This window comes from Bradyrhizobium sp. UFLA06-24, from assembly GCF_054967145.1.
In genome coordinates this window covers 17,636-34,266 of the sequence record NZ_JADFUE010000065.1, presented here as the reverse complement: position 1 = coordinate 34,266, position 16,631 = coordinate 17,636, and the positions used below count along the sequence as shown (strand labels likewise).

At 64.4% G+C, this 16,631-nt stretch carries 18 protein-coding genes; 11 read left to right on the top strand and 7 right to left on the bottom strand.

What is annotated here, in order from left to right; genetic code table 11:
- The 4 genes from IF809_RS32065 to IF809_RS32050 form a co-directional block, all read left to right on the top strand.
- A partial coding sequence (locus IF809_RS32065) for a chemotaxis protein CheW (RefSeq protein WP_462839536.1) occupies positions 1 to 177 on the top strand: 177 nt, incomplete at its 5' end.
- A gap of 72 nt (positions 178 to 249) precedes the next feature.
- Positions 250 to 615, top strand: coding sequence for a response regulator (locus IF809_RS32060; protein ID WP_007600538.1), 366 nt, complete (start codon positions 250 to 252; stop codon positions 613 to 615).
- A gap of 74 nt (positions 616 to 689) precedes the next feature.
- The gene (locus IF809_RS32055; RefSeq protein WP_128968116.1) at positions 690 to 1,883 is read left to right on the top strand and encodes a protein-glutamate methylesterase/protein-glutamine glutaminase; all 1,194 of its coding nucleotides are present in this window, start codon (positions 690 to 692) and stop codon (positions 1,881 to 1,883) included.
- Positions 1,880 to 2,752: a CheR family methyltransferase gene (locus IF809_RS32050; protein WP_462839535.1), complete on the top strand. Its 873-nt coding sequence runs from the start codon at positions 1,880 to 1,882 to the stop codon at positions 2,750 to 2,752. The genes IF809_RS32055 and IF809_RS32050 overlap by 4 nt, the downstream gene beginning before the upstream one ends.
- Positions 2,753 to 2,805: 53 nt before the next feature.
- Here the strand turns inward: IF809_RS32050 and IF809_RS32045 are convergent, their stop codons facing one another.
- The 4 genes from IF809_RS32045 to IF809_RS32030 form a co-directional block, all read right to left on the bottom strand.
- The gene (locus tag IF809_RS32045; protein ID WP_462839534.1) at positions 2,806 to 3,966 is read right to left on the bottom strand and encodes a glutathionylspermidine synthase family protein; all 1,161 of its coding nucleotides are present in this window, start codon (positions 3,964 to 3,966) and stop codon (positions 2,806 to 2,808) included.
- A gap of 3 nt (positions 3,967 to 3,969) precedes the next feature.
- Positions 3,970 to 4,212, bottom strand: coding sequence for a hypothetical protein (locus tag IF809_RS32040; protein ID WP_462839533.1), 243 nt, complete (start codon positions 4,210 to 4,212; stop codon positions 3,970 to 3,972).
- A 64-nt stretch (positions 4,213 to 4,276) separates the two neighbouring features.
- Positions 4,277 to 4,687 carry a hypothetical protein gene (locus tag IF809_RS32035; RefSeq protein WP_462839532.1) on the bottom strand — a complete coding sequence of 137 codons (411 nt, stop codon included), beginning with the start codon at positions 4,685 to 4,687 and terminating at the stop codon, positions 4,277 to 4,279.
- A 1-nt stretch (position 4,688) separates the two neighbouring features.
- Positions 4,689 to 5,093 (bottom strand): DUF350 domain-containing protein, encoded by a 405-nt coding sequence (locus IF809_RS32030; RefSeq protein ID WP_128968112.1) that lies wholly within the window; start codon positions 5,091 to 5,093, stop codon positions 4,689 to 4,691.
- Between the two features lie 267 nt (positions 5,094 to 5,360).
- On the opposite strand from IF809_RS32030, the gene IF809_RS32025 reads away from it, so the two are divergent.
- Entirely contained in the window at positions 5,361 to 7,178 is a 1,818-nt protein-coding gene (locus tag IF809_RS32025; RefSeq protein ID WP_453992881.1) for a CHAT domain-containing tetratricopeptide repeat protein, read from the top strand.
- A 76-nt stretch (positions 7,179 to 7,254) separates the two neighbouring features.
- On the top strand, positions 7,255 to 8,838 hold the full coding sequence (locus IF809_RS32020; protein WP_462839531.1) for a hypothetical protein: 1,584 nt from the start codon (positions 7,255 to 7,257) through the stop codon (positions 8,836 to 8,838).
- A gap of 86 nt (positions 8,839 to 8,924) precedes the next feature.
- Here IF809_RS32020 and ctrA read toward each other — a convergent pair whose 3' ends face one another.
- Entirely contained in the window at positions 8,925 to 9,626 is a 702-nt protein-coding gene (ctrA, locus tag IF809_RS32015; RefSeq protein WP_016848562.1) for a response regulator transcription factor CtrA, read from the bottom strand.
- Between the two features lie 447 nt (positions 9,627 to 10,073).
- On the opposite strand from ctrA, the gene fliI reads away from it, so the two are divergent.
- The 5 genes from fliI (at position 10,074) to IF809_RS31990 (ending at position 15,223) form a co-directional block, all read left to right on the top strand.
- Entirely contained in the window at positions 10,074 to 11,399 is a 1,326-nt protein-coding gene (gene fliI / locus IF809_RS32010; RefSeq protein WP_462839530.1) for a flagellar protein export ATPase FliI, read from the top strand.
- 133 nt (positions 11,400 to 11,532) lie between these two features.
- Positions 11,533 to 11,952 (top strand): flagellar export protein FliJ, encoded by a 420-nt coding sequence (fliJ, locus tag IF809_RS32005; RefSeq protein WP_128968108.1) that lies wholly within the window; start codon positions 11,533 to 11,535, stop codon positions 11,950 to 11,952.
- 314 nt (positions 11,953 to 12,266) lie between these two features.
- Positions 12,267 to 12,812, top strand: a complete 546-nt coding sequence (locus IF809_RS32000; RefSeq protein ID WP_128968107.1) for a sigma-70 family RNA polymerase sigma factor — start codon at positions 12,267 to 12,269, stop codon at positions 12,810 to 12,812.
- 75 nt (positions 12,813 to 12,887) lie between these two features.
- On the top strand, positions 12,888 to 13,964 hold the full coding sequence (locus IF809_RS31995) for an anti-sigma factor (protein WP_462839529.1): 1,077 nt from the start codon (positions 12,888 to 12,890) through the stop codon (positions 13,962 to 13,964).
- 299 nt (positions 13,965 to 14,263) lie between these two features.
- A complete protein-coding gene (locus tag IF809_RS31990; RefSeq protein ID WP_128968105.1) occupies positions 14,264 to 15,223 on the top strand; it encodes a helix-turn-helix transcriptional regulator in 960 nt (319 codons plus the stop codon).
- Between the two features lie 69 nt (positions 15,224 to 15,292).
- On the opposite strand, the gene IF809_RS31985 is transcribed toward IF809_RS31990, so the two are convergent.
- Complete coding sequence (locus IF809_RS31985; RefSeq protein WP_453980349.1) at positions 15,293 to 15,733, bottom strand: DMT family transporter; 441 nt, start codon at positions 15,731 to 15,733, stop codon at positions 15,293 to 15,295.
- A gap of 39 nt (positions 15,734 to 15,772) precedes the next feature.
- A complete protein-coding gene (locus tag IF809_RS31980; RefSeq protein WP_462839528.1) occupies positions 15,773 to 16,507 on the bottom strand; it encodes a helix-turn-helix transcriptional regulator in 735 nt (244 codons plus the stop codon).
- Positions 16,508 to 16,631: the final 124 nt, after the last annotated feature.

The window sequence follows — 16,631 nt, the reverse complement described above, 5'->3', positions numbered from 1 at the left end:
GACCAGATCGGCGAGGTGCTGCGCCTGCCCGAGGACAGCAAGGAGGACAACCCCGTCAACCTCGACCCCCGCATGGCAAAGCTCGCCGGCGGCGTCCACCGCCTCGACGGACAGCTCATGGTCGTCCTCGACGTCGATCGCGTCCTCGAGCTCGCGCCGGAGATGATGGCGGCCTGATACGGCGGCATTGCCGCCGAGGGACTCGCAGTTGGAAGTGCCCCGCACAGGGGATAGGAAGCAGAGGTTCATATGCGAACTTGTCTCGTCGTTGATGATTCCAGTGTCATCCGCAAGGTTGCCCGCCGGATCCTGGAAGGCCTCGACTTCCAGATCCTCGAAGCCGAGGACGGTGAGAAGGCGCTGGAGGCCTGCAAGCGCGGGCTACCCGACGCCGTTCTGCTCGACTGGAACATGCCGGTCATGGATGGCTACGAGTTCCTCGGTCATCTGCGCCGCATGCCCGGTGGCGACCAGCCGAAGGTGGTGTTCTGCACCACAGAGAACGACGTCGCGCACATCGCGCGCGCACTGCACGCCGGCGCCAACGAATACATCATGAAGCCGTTCGACAAGGACATCGTGACAGCGAAGTTCCAGGAAGTCGGCTTGATCTAAGCAACACCGGAGGCTGGACGGCTCCTTCAGTGTTCGTTTTTCAACTAAACCGTTTCAGTCTGAGTTGGTGAGTAATGAGTGTGGCGTTCGCAGGCAATTCGACCATGAGCCCGTCGCGTGAGGCCGGGCCGCTGCGGGTGATGATCGTCGACGACTCCGTCGTCATACGCGGTCTGATCTCGCGCTGGGTCGGAGCCGAGCACGACATGGAGGTGGCGGCGTCGCTGCGTACCGGGCTCGAGGCGGTCAACCAGCTCGATCGAATCAACCCCGACGTCGCCGTGCTCGACATCGAAATGCCCGAGCTCGACGGCATCTCCGCGCTGCCGCAGCTGCTGGCGAAGAAGCGCGATCTCGTCATCATCATGGCGTCGACGCTGACCCGCCGCAACGCGGAGATCAGCTTCAAGGCGCTGTCGCTCGGCGCGGCCGACTACATTCCGAAGCCGGAATCGACGCGCGAGACGTCCGCCGCGGACATCTTCCATCACGATCTGATCCAGAAGATCCGCCATCTCGGTGCAAGGCTGCGCCGGAAGCCGGCTGTGGCGTCCCCGCCGCTCGCGCCCGCCAGCCCCGCTGCACCGGCTGCGCGTGCGCCGGCCGTGGCGCGGCCCGCACCAGCTGCCGCCGCGCCGACCTTGTCGTCGGGCCCGCTGACCACGCGTGCGTTCTCGACCCAGGCGCCGAAAGTGCTGCTGATCGGCTCCTCGACCGGTGGCCCGCAGGCGCTCATGGCGCTCGTCACCGAGCTCGGTCCTGTCATCGACCGCTTCCCGGTGCTGATCACCCAGCACATGCCGCCGACCTTCACGACCATTCTCGCCGAGCATCTGGCGCGTTCGAGCCGCCGGCCGGCAGCCGAAGCGGTCGACGGCGAGCCGGTGAAACCGGGGCGCATCTATCTTGCGCCCGGCGGCAAGCACATGCGTGTCGCGCGCAGCGGCGCGGACACGGTCATCGCGCTCGATGACGGCCCCGCCGTCAATTTCTGCAAGCCCGCGGTCGATCCGCTCTTCACCTCGGCGATCGACATCTGGCACGGCAGCATCCTCTCCGTGATCCTGACGGGCATGGGCTCGGACGGCATGCGCGGCGGCAAGGACATCGTCGCCGCCGGCGGCAGCGTGATCGCGCAGGATGAAGCGTCCAGCGTGGTATGGGGCATGCCGGGAGCTGCTGCCAACGCCGGTATCTGTGCGGCGATCCTGCCGCTCAACCAGATCGGCGCCAAGGTCAACCGCCTGTTCGCGGGAGATCGTTCGTGACGCCCGCGGACTACGACTACCTGCGCAAGTTTCTGAAGGATCGCTCCGGTCTCGATCTGTCGCCCGACAAGCAATATCTCGTCGAGAGCCGGCTGTTGCCACTGGCCCGCAAGGCGAGCCTGCCAGGCATCCCCGATCTCGTTCTCAAGATCAGGAACGGCGATGGCCGGCTTGCGACCGACGTGGTCGAGGCCATGACCACCAACGAGACGTTCTTCTTCCGCGACAAGATTCCGTTCGATCATCTGCGCGACAGCATCGTACCGGGCTTGATCCAGGCGCGCGCCGCGCGCAAGAGCCTGCGCATCTGGTCGGCGGCTTCGTCGACGGGGCAGGAGCCCTACTCGATCGCGATGTGCCTGAAGGAGATGGGCGCGGCGCTCGCTGGCTGGCGCATCGAGATCATCGCCACCGATCTGTCACAGGAGGTGCTGGAGAAATCCAAGGCCGGCGTCTACAGCCAGTTCGAGGTGCAGCGCGGTCTGCCGATCCAGTTGCTGATGAAATACTTCACGCAAGCGGGCGAGGTCTGGCAGCTCAATGCCGATGTCCGCGCGATGGTGCAGTTCCGCCAGCTCAATCTGTTGCAGGACTTCTCCCATCTCGGCACCTTCGACGTGATCTTCTGCCGCAACGTGCTGATCTACTTCGATCAGGACACCAAGGCGGTGATCTTCGAGCGCATGGCGAAGGCTCTTGAAGCCGATGGCACGCTGCTGCTGGGCGCCGCCGAATCCGTCGTCGGCATCACCGATGCGTTCCGTCCGATTTCGGATCGTCGCGGCCTCTACCAGCTCAATCCGGCGCGCTCCGGCCGCCCCATGGGGGGATTGATGCCGCAACCGCTGAAGGTCGCCGCGGCGAGGTGAACTTCTCCTCGTCACTCCGGGCTCGCGACTTTGTCGCGCCCCGGAATGACAAATCACAAAATCGCATGCGGCAAGAAGCGCGAGCTGTTTCCCGTGATCGGACTCTCGTCCTCGCGGATCGACAACCCGCATGGCTTGTGGTTCACCAGCCAGCTTCCCACCACGGGATAGACGCCGGAGAAGTTCGGCAGCGGTGACAGCGCCTGGCGCACAAAGCCCTCGGCACCGTAGGGACCTTCGTGCGCGTCGAGCGACAACCCGCCCGACATTATGGTGACATTGGCGCCTTCGCGCGACAGGAGCGGCTTGCGGACATAGGAGCTGCCGAGCTCGGCGGCGCGCGGATCGTCCTCGAAGAAGGCCGGCAGCAGATTGGGATGGTTCGGGAACATCTCCCAGAGCAACGGCAGGATGCCCTTGTTGGAGAGCACCGCCTTCCATGGCGGCTCGATCCAGCGGGTCGGTGCCTCCATCAGCTTGGCGCCGAAAGCGTCATTGAACATCCATTCCCAGGGATAGAGCTTGAAGACGAGCGCCATGTCGTTGTTATCGAGATCGACGAAGCCGCCGGCCTCGTCGCGCCAGCCGATCTCCTCGATATCCAGCAGCGTGGTCGAGAGGCCCGCCTGGCGCGCGGTGTCCTCGAGATAGGCGAGGGTGCCGGCATCTTCCTCATTGCCGGTCGTGCCGGTGAGGTGCAGATGATGGCCCGCGGCAACCTCTTTCCACGCCTCGATGAGTCGCTCGTGGATGGAGTTGAACTGGTCGGCGCGCGCGGGGATGATGCGCCGCTCGATGGCCTGCTCGAGCCAGGTCCATTGAAACACCGCGGCCTCGAAGATCGAGGTCGGCGTGTCCGCGTTGTATTCGAGCAGCTTTGCCGGACCCTCGCCGTCGTATTTCAGGTCGAACCGGCCGTAGAGGCTGCGGTCGTCGCGCTCCCAACTCTCGGAAATGAAGCTCCAAAACGCTTCCGGAATCTTCAAGCGCCGCAAGTAGCGCTCCTCGCCGATCACGCGGCCGGCAAGCTCCAGGCACATTGCGTCGATCTCGCCTGTCGGTGTCTCGATTCCGCGCTCGATCTCGTCGAGACTGAAGGCGTAATAGGCGCGCTCGTCCCAATAGCGTTCGCCATCGATGGTGTGGAAGGCGAAGCCGCATTGCTCGGCGGTCTGTTGCCAGTCGTCGCGCTCGGGACAAGGGATGCGTTGCATGTGTCAGCCGCCGCCGTGGCCGCCGTGCCCATGACCGCCATGTCCATGACCGGCATGGCCGTGCATGCGATGCAGCGTGCCGCCGAAGCCGCCATAGCTCGGCCGGCAATACGGCTTGCCGTCGATGCCGGGCACGGCTTCGAGCCCGGAGCCGCAGGGAAGCTCGCGCTTGGTGAATCCCATCGAGACGACGCTGACCGCGGCGCTTCCCATCAGCGTGAGCATGACCCTTCGCGAGCGCTTCATGGCGTGTCCTCCCGCGCACTTTAAAGCAGACCGGTGCGCGGCGTTGAATTCAAAACCTCGCGCGTCAGCTGCCGCCCGAGAACGCATGCGCAAACGAGCCGAAGCCGCCGCGGCTGACGCCGCCGGAGCCTGCGTCGGACGAGCCGCCCGACGAGGAATGATTGGAGGAGTCGCTGCTGTAAAAGCTGGACCGGGACGACCAGTGCGAGCCGCTGCCACCGGACGAGCTGCTGCTGCAATTGGTGTTCGTCTGCGCAGGCGCCACCGCGCCGGGAACTGTCGTCCCGACGGGAGTCGGATCGCAGTTCCGCCGCGGCATCAGCGTGAAGGCGGTGGTGCCGACCGCGATCGTGCCCATCACGAGCAGCGCCACATGGCCCGAGCGCTTCACCGGCTCCCGCGGCGGCAGGGGCAGGTCTGCCGGCATGCGCGGCCGGCGCTTGCCGAACTCCTTGCTGGGATGATTGTTGGCCATATCAGTAAATCATGCAGGCGGCGTTGAGGAGGCCTGCGGCGAGCGAGGACAGGCCGAGCCAGATCGCCGGCGCGAGTTCGCCGGCGGCGATCCGTCCTGACAGGTTCGGCACCGGGATCTTCACGATGTAGAACACGGCGACCTGCACGATCAGCGCGATTGCGGCCCAGATCAGGCAGTCCAGCACATTGGCCGAATGTGCAATCGCGCTGAACAGCGGGGCCACGAAGCCGAGCAGGCTGAGGCCGAGCGCGATCGCTGCGGCAGGATCGTTGTCACGAATGAGCTGGAACTCGTTATGCGGTGTGATCCGCGTGTAGACGAACAGATATGCCACTATCGCGATCAGCCCGGTGCAGAAATAGACCAGGAAGGCTGGCAGGCCGGCGAGCGATTGCAGGATCATGGGAGTGGTCCGAAATTGGCGCCGGCGAATTCTGGCACGATGGCTTAGTCGCCGCACCGGGCCTTCTGGTTCGATCCCCAGAAACGAGTCTGTGCGCGCCGGGCGACGCACAAATTTTCGGGTCGCATGAGACGTGCTTCACAAATGCGTCTCGAGGTTGTGTGTGATAGTCTGGGACATTGTTTTTTGCGGCCGCCCCCGTTTCGACCGCCGCGCTCATTCGAGGGATGCTTTTTCGGATCAAGATCTTGTTGAGTGAGGCTCAAAATGCCTGTTGCCGAATACGAAGATTTCGAGCTCGAGATCGGCTCCGATCTGCCGGTGGGCGGAGGGCCTCAGCAATATTACGGCCGCGTCGTCAGATCGCCGGCCGGCGAGGCGCCGAAGAGCCAGGTCAAGTTCTGGTTCTCCGCCCCCGGCGAACTGGCCAAGCTGCGCGGCGAGCTGGAAAGCGCCGTCCTCGAAATCGACGAGAAGAATCGCCAGGGCCCGACCACGCGCGGCGAGCAGGTGCTGCGGGATTTCGGCCGCGGCGTGTTCCGCAGCGTCTTCACCGACGTGCCGTCGATCCAGCGGATCTACGAGCGCAGCAAGGGCGCGGCGCAGGATCTGCGAATCAAGCTGCGCATCGAGGCCGCCGACCTCGCCGGGCTGCCCTGGGAATATCTCTACGACGAAGACGACATGCCCGGCTTCGTCAGCCTCACGCGCCCGATCGTGCGTTATCTCGAGACGGCGGGCGGCGTCAGCCGGATGGGCGTCAAGGGACCGTTGCGCATTCTCGGCATGATCGCCGATCCCTCGACCAGCGAATGGCCGAAGCTCAACGTCGTCAAGGAGCGCGACCGCATCAACAAGGGCATCGATGCGCTCCAGCACGAGGGCAAGGTCGACTTCCAGTGGGTCACCGGCGGCACCGGAAAGGACCTGATGAAGAAGCTGCTCGAAGGCGAATGGCACATCTTCCACTTCATCGGGCATGGCGGGGTCGAGGAAGCCTCGCCCGGCGCCGGTGCCAGCGGCTTCGTTGTGATGGTCGACGAGGACGGCAAGCCGGTGAAGAAGTTCGCCTCGGACCTTGCGATGATGCTCACGGGCGCGCGGCGCAGCCTGCGCCTGATCGTGCTCAATTGCTGCGAGAGCGCGAGGATCAATGTCGGCGACCGCTTCGGCAATCCGGCGATCGGACTGATGAAGACGGGATGGCTGCCCGCCGTGGTCGCGATGCAGTTTCCGATTACCGACAATGCCGCGATCTCGATGTCGGAAGGCTTTTACGCCGCTCTCGCCGGCAACCGCCCGATCGACGACGCGGTGACGCTGGCGCGCAAATTCATCCAGGAGAAGTCGCGGGTCGAGTGGGGCATTCCGGTCCTCTATATGCGCTCGCCGGACGGCCGGATCTTCGACGTCGAAGCGCCGCAGCCGCTGGCGCCTCCGCCCGAGGCGGCGCGCCCTTCGAAGGAGCTTCTGCAACAGCGCCGCGACGACTTCATGGAGGCGCTGCTGGTTGCCCCGACGACCATCGAGGCGCTCGAGGACCTGACCCGGCGCGGACAGGAGCTTCACGGCCTCCTGGCGGACGATGCCGAGCTCTCGGCCCGGCTCGCAAGAGTTTATTTCGATCTCGGCACGCTTCAGCACAAGCAGAAGCAGATTCCGAAGGCGGCGGCGAGCTTCGCCTACATGCTCAAGCTCGACCCGACGAGGCCGGAATATTTCGTGCGCCGCGCCAATTTCAACGTGACGGTCGGCCTCTACGAGAATGCGCTCAGCGACATCACCGAAGCGATCAAGCTCAAGCCGGGGAGCGCGGAGTTCTACTGGATCAAGGGCATCGTCAGCATGACGGCCGCCGGCACCGACGACAAGCGCGGCTATGTCGAGGAGGCGATCAAGGCCTTCGGCACGGCGATCTCGACCAACGAGAACGAGCCGAAATATCTGGTGTCGCGGGCCAATGCCTATGCCCAGATCAAGGACGTGGCGAAGGCCCAGAACGATATGGACAGCGCGATCGCGCTGGCTCCGGACAACATCGATCTCCTGGTCCAGAAGGCCAGGATGGTCGCTCAGGCTGCGTGATGCTTCACGCGGGTCGCCGGGTGTCGCGATATCCGGCGCGCCTTTCAACAGAGAACCCTAGCAATAGGAGTTCGTCGTGCCGCTTGCTCATGTCGTCGACCCCTTGAATGCGATCTTCGAGTCCTTCGGCGGACCGCTGCTGGTCGTGCTGTTCTATTGGTTCAGGTTTCATACGCTGAAGGGCACCCGCTCGTTCACGACGCGGCCGCTGTTCCTGTTCGGCCTCGCCGTCTTCGTCACGCCGTTCCTGCTGCTCTACACCATTCTCCCCGAGAAGCTGTCGCCGCTCGCCGCGGTATGGCTCTTGATGTTCGCCTGGCTCGTTCCGGTCGCGCCGAAGGCGTGGCGGAAATTCTGCCAGGAGCTGGCCGGCATTCCCGCCCGCGCGCTCGCGCTGCGCGAGACGCTGGCTGCAGCGCCGTTCCAGGTCGGTCCGGACGACATGCCGAGCCTGCAGCGCAAGCTGTCCAGGGTCGGCTACCAGATCGACGATTTCCGCGCCACGCAATCGACCGCGATCCAGTCGCGCTTCCTCAAGATCTCGGCGCTGATGCTGCATTTCGAGCGCTGGGCCGGCGAGCATCAGGCCTTCATGGAGCGCAATTCCGATCTCCATGCGGAGCTGCTCGCGGTCTATGACCAGCTCTGCTTCCGTACCGTCCGCGTGCTCAAGAGCAGCGCCGAGATCTATGGCGCGATCATGGAGGACAGCCATGTCGAGCCTGACGACTGGCAGGCGCTCGACAAGCTCTCGACCCGTCACACCGTGGTCAGCCAGCTGCAGCTGGCCGCCCAGACCGCGGCGGGATGCATGCTGGAGGATCTGCGCAAGGACATGGATTCCCTGCTCAACAATCTCCTGCTGTTTGCCGCACGCGCCGCGCTCGCCGGCGAATGGACGCTGGCGCGCAGCCAGCGCAGGCTGGGCGCGATCGGCTTCACGCTGGAGCCGCCCCCGGCCGGAATCGGGAAGTTCGTGATGACCGTTGCGGCCTTCACGTTCGGCTGGTGCCTTCTGTGGCTGCTTGGATCTGGCAAGATCATTCACGTGCCCGGAGATCAGGCCGCCGGCATGCTGCGGACGCTGGTGACGACGCCCCTGCAGTTCATTCTGAATTTCTGGCTGGTCTACTATTTCAAGCGCTATTACGGCTTCGCTAACGAGACGATCTTCGGCCGCCTCCCGGTCGGATTCATCCTGTCGATCGGGCTCTGCAGCGCCCTGGTTTTCTTTCCGATCCAGGCGACGTTCGATGTCTATCAGTTTCCCGATCGATCCTATCCCGACGTCGTGCTGCGCGATCTGCCGCTGCTGATCTTTCCCTGGGGCATCGGCGCGATGACCGCGCTGCTGGTGCAGGATTCGACCTGGGGCAGGCGGTCGCGCAAGACGCGGCGGATGCGCGACGGTCTCGTGTTTGGTGGCGGCATGACGGTGATGTTGTGGCTGCTGCTCGCGATCCACCAGCTCATCTCGATGCCGGTGATGGAGATCGTCGACCGGGTCTCCGGGGGCGCGTTCCTGCTGTCCTTCGTGCTGCCGACCTTCGCGTTCGGCTTCATCATCGGCTACGCGATGATCGGCCGGCTGCGCGAGGCGGCCGCGCGCAGCCCGGTGTGGAAGCCGGACTTCGCGACGCCGTCGCTCGCCGGCATCTGAGGCGGCCCAAAAAACAAAACCCCGCCATTTGCGGCGGGGTCCAGGCTGGGAGGAGCGAGCCCGAGGCGGCTCGCGACGTAAACGGATCAGGCGGGAATGCGCTCGTCGGCCTCGTGCGGCTCGCGCAGCACGTAGCCGCGGCCCCACACGGTCTCGATGAAGTTGCGTCCCTCGGAAGCGTTGGCCAGCTTCTTGCGGAGCTTGCAGATGAAGACGTCGATGATCTTCAGCTCGGGCTCGTCCATGCCGCCATAGAGGTGGTTGAGGAACATTTCCTTGGTCAGGGTCGTACCCTTGCGGAGCGAGAGCAGCTCCAGCATCTGGTACTCCTTGCCGGTCAGGTGCACGCGCTGGCCGCCGACTTCGACCGTCTTGGTGTCGAGGTTGACGACGAGGTCGCCGGTCTGGATGACCGACTGGGCGTGACCCTTGGAGCGGCGCACGATCGCGTGGATGCGGGCAACCAGCTCGTCCTTGTGGAAGGGTTTGGTCATGTAGTCGTCGGCGCCGACGCCGAGACCCTTGACCTTGTCCTCGATGCCGGCGAGGCCGGAGAGGATCAGGATCGGTGTCTTGATCTTGGAGACCCGAAGCTGCTTGAGCACGTCGTAACCGGACATGTCGGGCAGGTTGAGGTCGAGAAGGATAATGTCGTAATCGTATAATTTACCGAGATCGACGCCTTCTTCCCCCAAATCGGTCGTGTAGACGTTGAAGCTCTCAGACTTCAGCATCAGCTCGATCGACTGCGCGACGGCGCTGTCATCTTCAATCAGCAAAACGCGCATGCCAGTTCCCCATAGTCGCCGCTCCTGGGCGTCAGGTCGGCCGCATTCGCGGCACTCAACAAAACGCCTTTGAACAACTGATTCGGATCCTGACAACAGATGGTTAACAAATCCTGATTCTGGAACGCAAGTCCCCCCGGGTGCAATTTTTGTCGAATCGCCCTAAGGTCTTGTGCGCGAAGCAGCTTTCGTTATCCGTTTCCGTTCAAGTTCCACTTTAAGAGACGGGCCTAACCGACTCCCGCGACTCAGCCTTCTTCTGAAGGGGAGCCACGCTCAGTCACAAAGACAGTGACGCAATGATTAACGATGCGGGTAAACACGAAGTTAAGCGCTGTTCAGAAATATGGCGAAACTTAAGAGTTTCGCCGTGACGGCCGAAATCACGACAAGCGTGCGCTGCTGTGAAGGCCCTCTTGTGAAGGCTGTTTTGATGAAGGCCGATCAATGAAAGCTCTTGCCGAACAGATCGGCGATATCGACGGCGTCAACATCTATGGCCGCGTGGTCGGCGTGCGCGGCTTGATGGTCGAGGTCGCCGGACCGATTCACGCGATGTCGGTCGGTGCACGGCTCGTGATCGAGACCGGCGCCAACCGTTCGATCCCCTGCGAGGTGATCGGCTTCTCCGGCAGCAACGCTGTCGTGATGCCGTTCGCCGGACTCGAGGGCGTGCGCCGCGGCTGCAAGGCCGTCATCGCCAATGCCGCCAATCTGGTGCGTCCGTCGCCGGCCTGGCTCGGGCGTGTCGTCAACGCGCTGGGCGAGCCGATCGACGGCAAGGGGCCGTTGCCGCAAGGCGCTTCGCCGATGCCGTTCCGCAATACGCCGCCGCCGGCGCATTCGCGCAAGCGCGTCGGCGCGCCGCTCGATCTCGGCGTCCGTGCGATGAACACCTTTCTCACCTGCTGCCGCGGCCAGCGCATGGGCATCTTCGCAGGCTCCGGCGTCGGCAAATCGGTGCTGCTCTCGATGCTCGCGCGCAACGTCGATGCCGCCATCAGCGTCATCGGACTGATCGGCGAACGCGGCCGCGAAGTGCAGGAATTCCTGCAGGACGATCTCGGCGAGGAAGGTCTCGCGCGCTCCGTCGTGGTGGTCGCGACCTCGGACGAGCCGGCCCTGATGCGTCGGCAGGCCGCGTATCTGACGCTCGCGATCGCCGAATATTTTCGCGACGAGGGTCAGGACGTTCTCTGCCTGATGGATTCGGTGACGCGCTTTGCCATGGCCCAGCGCGAGATCGGCCTGTCCGCCGGCGAGCCGCCGACGGCCAAGGGCTACACGCCGACGGTCTTCACCGAGCTGCCGAAGCTGCTCGAGCGCGCCGGACCCGGCCTCGGAGAGGGCGCCATCACCGCGATCTTCACGGTGCTGGTCGACGGCGACGATCACAACGAGCCGATCGCGGATGCGGTCCGCGGCATCCTCGATGGTCACATCGTGATGGAGCGCGCGATCGCCGAGCGCGGCCGCTACCCCGCCATCAACATCCTCAAATCAGTGTCGCGAACCATGCCGAAATCGGCGGATCCGCAGTTCTGGCCGGTCATCCAGAAGGCGCGGACGGTGATGGCGACCTATGCCGACATGGAAGAGCTGATCCGCCTCGGCGCCTACCGGGCCGGCTCCAGCCCCGAGGTCGACGAGGCGATCCGCCTGCACGAGCCGCTGGAGGCCTTCTTGCGGCAGCGCAAGGACGAAACCGCCTCGCTGGCCGACGGCTACCGCCAATTGGCGCAAATCCTCGGGAATTTGGAAACGGAACGCTAACTTTGTCACGTCATCATCCGTTCCCACAGAGTAGCAGAGCCGGTCTGGGCCCCATCAGGGCCTGTGGGGAGACCGGTGCCGTCCCAATGTGTGTATGTCTTGCAGCAAAGGGACTTCTGGGGAGTACGAGTCGATGAAGTCACGTGATACCCTCATTCGCCTGAAGAAGTTTCAGGTCGACGAGAAGCGCCGCCGGGTCGCCCAGATCGAGTCCATGATCGCCGACTTCCAGCGGATGTCGGTCGATCTCGAACGCGAGATCCAGACCGAGCAGGACCGCGCCGGGATCAACGATCCCTCGCATTTCGCCTATCCGACCTACGCCAAGGCTGCCATCCAGCGCCGCGAGAACCTGACCCGCTCGGCCGACGAGCTGAAGGGCCAGCTCGAGGAAGCCAAGGCCGCGCTCGGCGAAGCCTTCGAGGAGCTGAAGAAGGTCGAGCTCCTGGACGAGCGCGACCAGGCCCGCGAGCGTGCCGAAGAAAACGCCCGCGAGCAGGCCGACATGGACAGCATCGGCTTGATGCGCTCCCGCATCGGCGCCGTCGCGTAAGCGGCCGCCCGCGTCAAAAATCCTTGCGAATTTGCCAGCCCGGACCCGCAAGGTCCGGGTTTTTGCATGCGCTGTCCACAGTGTGGCGCCCGGCCCCTTGGTGGCGGGCTTGGCCGCGCGCTATGGTGGTGGGAGCTGTGTCAGCGACGGCGGTGTCCACCTCTCCCTTTGGGAGAGGTCGGCGCGGAGCGCCGGGTGAGGGGGGACGGTCTCCCGCTAGCCCTTCGCCCCCTCACCCGATTTGCTGCGCAAATCGACCTCTCCCCGTCGGGGAGAGGTGAAGAGAGACGACGCGTCGCGCGTTGGGGGGCTGAATGCTGACGCCAGCAGAGCTGGTCGGGCTGATTGAGGCGGTGGCGAAGCGCGATTCTGCCGCGTTCGAGCGCCTCTACGCCGCCACGCGCGCGAAACTCTATGGCGTCGTGCTTCGTATCTTGCGCCGACAGGATCTCGCAGAGGAGGTCATTCAGGAGACCTACGTCAAGATCTGGAACAGTGCCGGCCAGTTCAATCCGACGATGTCTTCGCCAATCACGTGGATGGCGTCGATCGCGCGCAACCGCGCCATCGATATCGTGCGCAAGAAGACGGAAGCCTCCCTCGAGGAAGAGCCGCAGGCGATGGAGGTCGCCGCCGAAAGCGCCGATCCGCTGGCGCGGCGGGAGATGACGGAGGAGCTGAAGCGGCTGTTGGAATGTATCGGCCGGCTCGAGCCGGACCGGCAGCGGCTGGTGCTTCTCGCGTACTATAACGGCTGGAGCCGCGAGCAATTGGCGCAGAAATTCGCAGCGCCCGTCAACACGGTGAAGACGTGGCTCCGGCGCAGCATGCTTGATATCCGGCAGTGCCTCGGACTTTAGAAGATGATGAGGGAGTATGTGTTAGCGCAGCGTTCTTTCTTCACCGCTCCCATAGGGAGAGGTGAAAGCAGCTGAATGGCCTACAGCGAGGACCATATCGCGCTCGCCGCGGAATATGCGCTCGGTACACTCGATGCCGACGAGCGCGGGGAGGTCGCGACCATGATGGCGGTCGACGAGGAGTTTTCCGCAATCGTGCGCGCCTGGGAATTCCGGCTCGGCGTTCTCAACCAGATGGTCGGCACGATCGAGCCGCGGCCGATCGTGTGGGAGAACATCAAGCGCGAGATCGCGCTGAGCGCATCGACGCAAGAATCGTCGGAAGTCGCGTCCCCTCAATCGTCCCAACATCCGCCGGCGCTGTCGGATGCGCCGCCGTCAGTGTCGGAAGCTTTATCGCCGGAGCCTTCAACGCCGGAGGCCCCTGCGCCGGACGCTTCGTCCCCGGATGCGCAGCCATCGGAGCCGTCGCCATCAAGCTCCGACGCCATTCCGATCTTCCCGCCGCAATTCGTGCCGCAGACCCATGCGCCAGATCCGAGCGTCGCACCCGTATTGCAGGCGACTGGTGTCGACGACAGCAACGTTGTCCTGCTCGAGAGCCGCGTGAAGCGCTGGCGCACGATCGCCTCGGCGGTGGGCGCGCTCGCGGCCGCGCTGCTGGTGACGCTGTCGCTTCAGGTCTTCCTGCCCGATGCGCTGCCCGGCGTCCTACGGCCGGCACCGCGCATCCAGACGGTCGAGGTCAAGGCACCCGCCGCGCCGCTGTCCTCGACGGCGCAATACGTTGCCTTGTTGCAAGGCCAGGGCGGCGGTCCCGCCTTCATCCTCACCATCGACGGGGCGACCAGGAATTTCACCGTGCGCAAGGTCGGCGCGACGCCAGAGCCGGGCAAGAGCTATGAGCTCTGGCTGATCTCCGACAGGCTGCCGCGCCCGCGCTCGCTGGGCGTGATCGGCAATGGCGACTTCACGGCGCGTCCGGTGCTCGCCGGCTATGATGCCGACCTCGTCAACGGCGCGACCTATGCGGTCACGATCGAGCCCTCGGGCGGCTCGCCCAACGGCCAGCCGAGTTCGGCGCCGGTGTTTTCCGGCAAGCTGATCGAGACCGTACCGCCGTCCCAGCCGCAGGCGCCCGCGAAGAGGTAGAGCCGCGTGTGAGGGCGGGCTGTCATCGCCCGGCTTGATCGGGCGATCCAGTACTCCGAGACGGCTGTGATGAAGTCGATGAGCCGCGGCGTACTGGATACCCCGCCTGCGCGGGGTATGACCGCAATGGCTCTGCACGAATCTCAGCAACGTCGCCACGGTCCATTTTGCCGTCGCAATCCGACAAGTCCCGCCAAATCCAGCCCCGATTTGAACCTCCGTCCGTTTCGCGGCGTCAAATGCCCGGAATTTGCAGTCGGCACGGCCGATCACGGTGCCGCAGAGGGGCTAGAAATCAGATGGATGCAGCCAAGCCGCCGGGCATCTTTATCCACCAATATGCAGGCCTGCCGCACGGGCCGGCGTTCGAACATTGGCGCGATAGAGCCCTGGGCTCCTGCGGCCTCGAGATCGGGCCGAGCCACGGCGACAGCATCGATTGCCGGTTGCAGGTCAGCGTGGTCGGCAACATCGCGCTCGGCCTTCCCGAAGGGGCCTCAGCGCAATATTCCCGCACGCAGAGCGGCCTTGCCGACGGCAGCGACGATCTCGTGCTGATCGCCGCGCATGCCGGCCTGGTCAGCGTCCGGCAGAACGGTCATACCGTCGAACTCGCGCCGGAGCAGATGGTGCTAGCCGACATGGGCATCACCGGTAGCGTCGGCCACACCGACGAGAACCGCTTCACCACCATCCGCATGCCACGCCGCGCGCTGCTCGACATCAATCCGCGCGCCGAGGAGAAGCTGTCCCAGGTGCTGTCGGACGGCGCGGTCGCCGAGACGATCTTCCGCTATCACGCGCTTGCCGCGCATCACGCTCCGCATCTCGACGCCGTCGGCCAGCGCCTCACCGCGCAGCACATGGTCGATCTCGTCGGTCTCCTGCTCGGCACGGACGCAGAGCACGCTGCGCTCGCGCGCGGTCGGGGCCATGCGGCGGCCCGGCTCGATCTCATGCGCGCCGACGTCATGGCCGCCCTCGGCCGCAACGACCTCTGTCTGTCGGAGGTCGCAACCCGCTCAGGCCTCAGCCCGCGCCAGGCGCAACGGCTGTTCGAACAGGCCGGTACCACCTTCACCGAATTCGTGCTGGAGCAGCGTCTGCTTCTGGCGCGAAAACTGCTTGGCGATCCCCGCGCGCGGGCGCGCAAGATCAGCGACATCGCGCATTCCTCGGGCTTTTCAGATCTGTCCTATTTCAACCGCGCCTTCCGCAAGCGCTTCGGTGCGACACCGTCGGAACTGCGCGAGGCGTGAGTCCCGATCGCTGTTACGCGCGATCGCCATCGTTGACACGCGGCCTTGCTTCGATCGGTGGCGGGCAGACTATCCGCGCACAAGCGTAACGCCGGTAATGAGGCACAAAACGCCGATCCCGCGAAGCATCGTGATTGGTTGTCGCGGCAAGCCGAAGAAGCCGAACTGGTCGAAGGCCAGTGAGCTCAGCAATTGGCCGACGATGATGAGAGTTGCCACCGTCGTCACCCCAAGTCGTGGCACCATGTAGATGCTGGTGGCAATGAACGTCGCGCCGAAGACACCGCCCGTCCATGCCATCCAATGAGCACGTCCGGCGAGCGCTGCATCGGGGATCGGTTCGCGGACGGCAACGAGCAGCAGCAGCAGGGCGATGGTCCCTCCACAATAGCTGACCAATGCGCTCCACCGCGCCGATTGCAAGGCGCTGCCGAGGCTTGCATTCAGCACTTGTTGAAGAGCGAGGCTGAAGCCTGCGGCCAGGACAAAGAGAGGTGCGAGGTAATTCATGCGGCTCCTTCAGGCTCGTAAGAGCGAGGAGCGAATACCTTAAGCGTCTCCGCCACGCTGCGTCTGGAACGAAATCGACCGCCCGACTGCGAAACCGATGCGGTAAGCGGCTGGCGTCACCCCGTAAGCGCGCCGAAAATGCCTTCCGAAATGGCTCTGGTCGGCGAAGAGCCCGGCATAGGCAACGTCCGCGACGGTGTCGCCTTGCTTAAGCCGCGCCCGGGACGCTGCCAAACGCATCGCCAAGCGGTAGCCGCCAGGCGTCATCCCTATCTGACGCTTGAAAGCCCGAATGAACCCGTCGCTCGAATAGCCCGACCGTTCAGCCATCGCGCGGATTTCGAGATCGTTGGACAGGACCAACTTCGCCAGGTCTGAAGTCGTCGAAAATCGCTCCTCATCTCTCAAATCAGCCCCGCCAACCGCATCGAGCAAATCCGCCGGCGAAATCGCGCGTGGATGCCGTAGGCGCTGCGGCCTTGCAACGCCACGCACGGCCTTATGAGCGCTCGATACATACAGATGAGTCACGACGGATCCCTCGCCTCCATGCGAGGAATGGGGGACGCCTCCCGGGATGACCACGATGTCGCCAGCAGTCGCGCGGAATTCTCCGAACGAGGTAGCATAGACCCGCCATCCTGTTCGGACGGCAGAGATCTGAACGTCAGGGTGAACGTGGCAGGCGAGCGCGATCGGCTTCGCCGCCGCAAGCCGGCCGACTTCAATCAGCGGATCAGTTGCCCACGGGCGATAGGTCCACGTGTCAGACATCGGTGGTTCATAAGATGATTTTGTCTCGGTGGCCAAGACGGTGCGGATTCGTCGTGCTCACCGATGAACAGCATACCCCGGACATGAGAAAGCGCCCGTGGGGGGCGGGCGCTTTCTGTAGTCG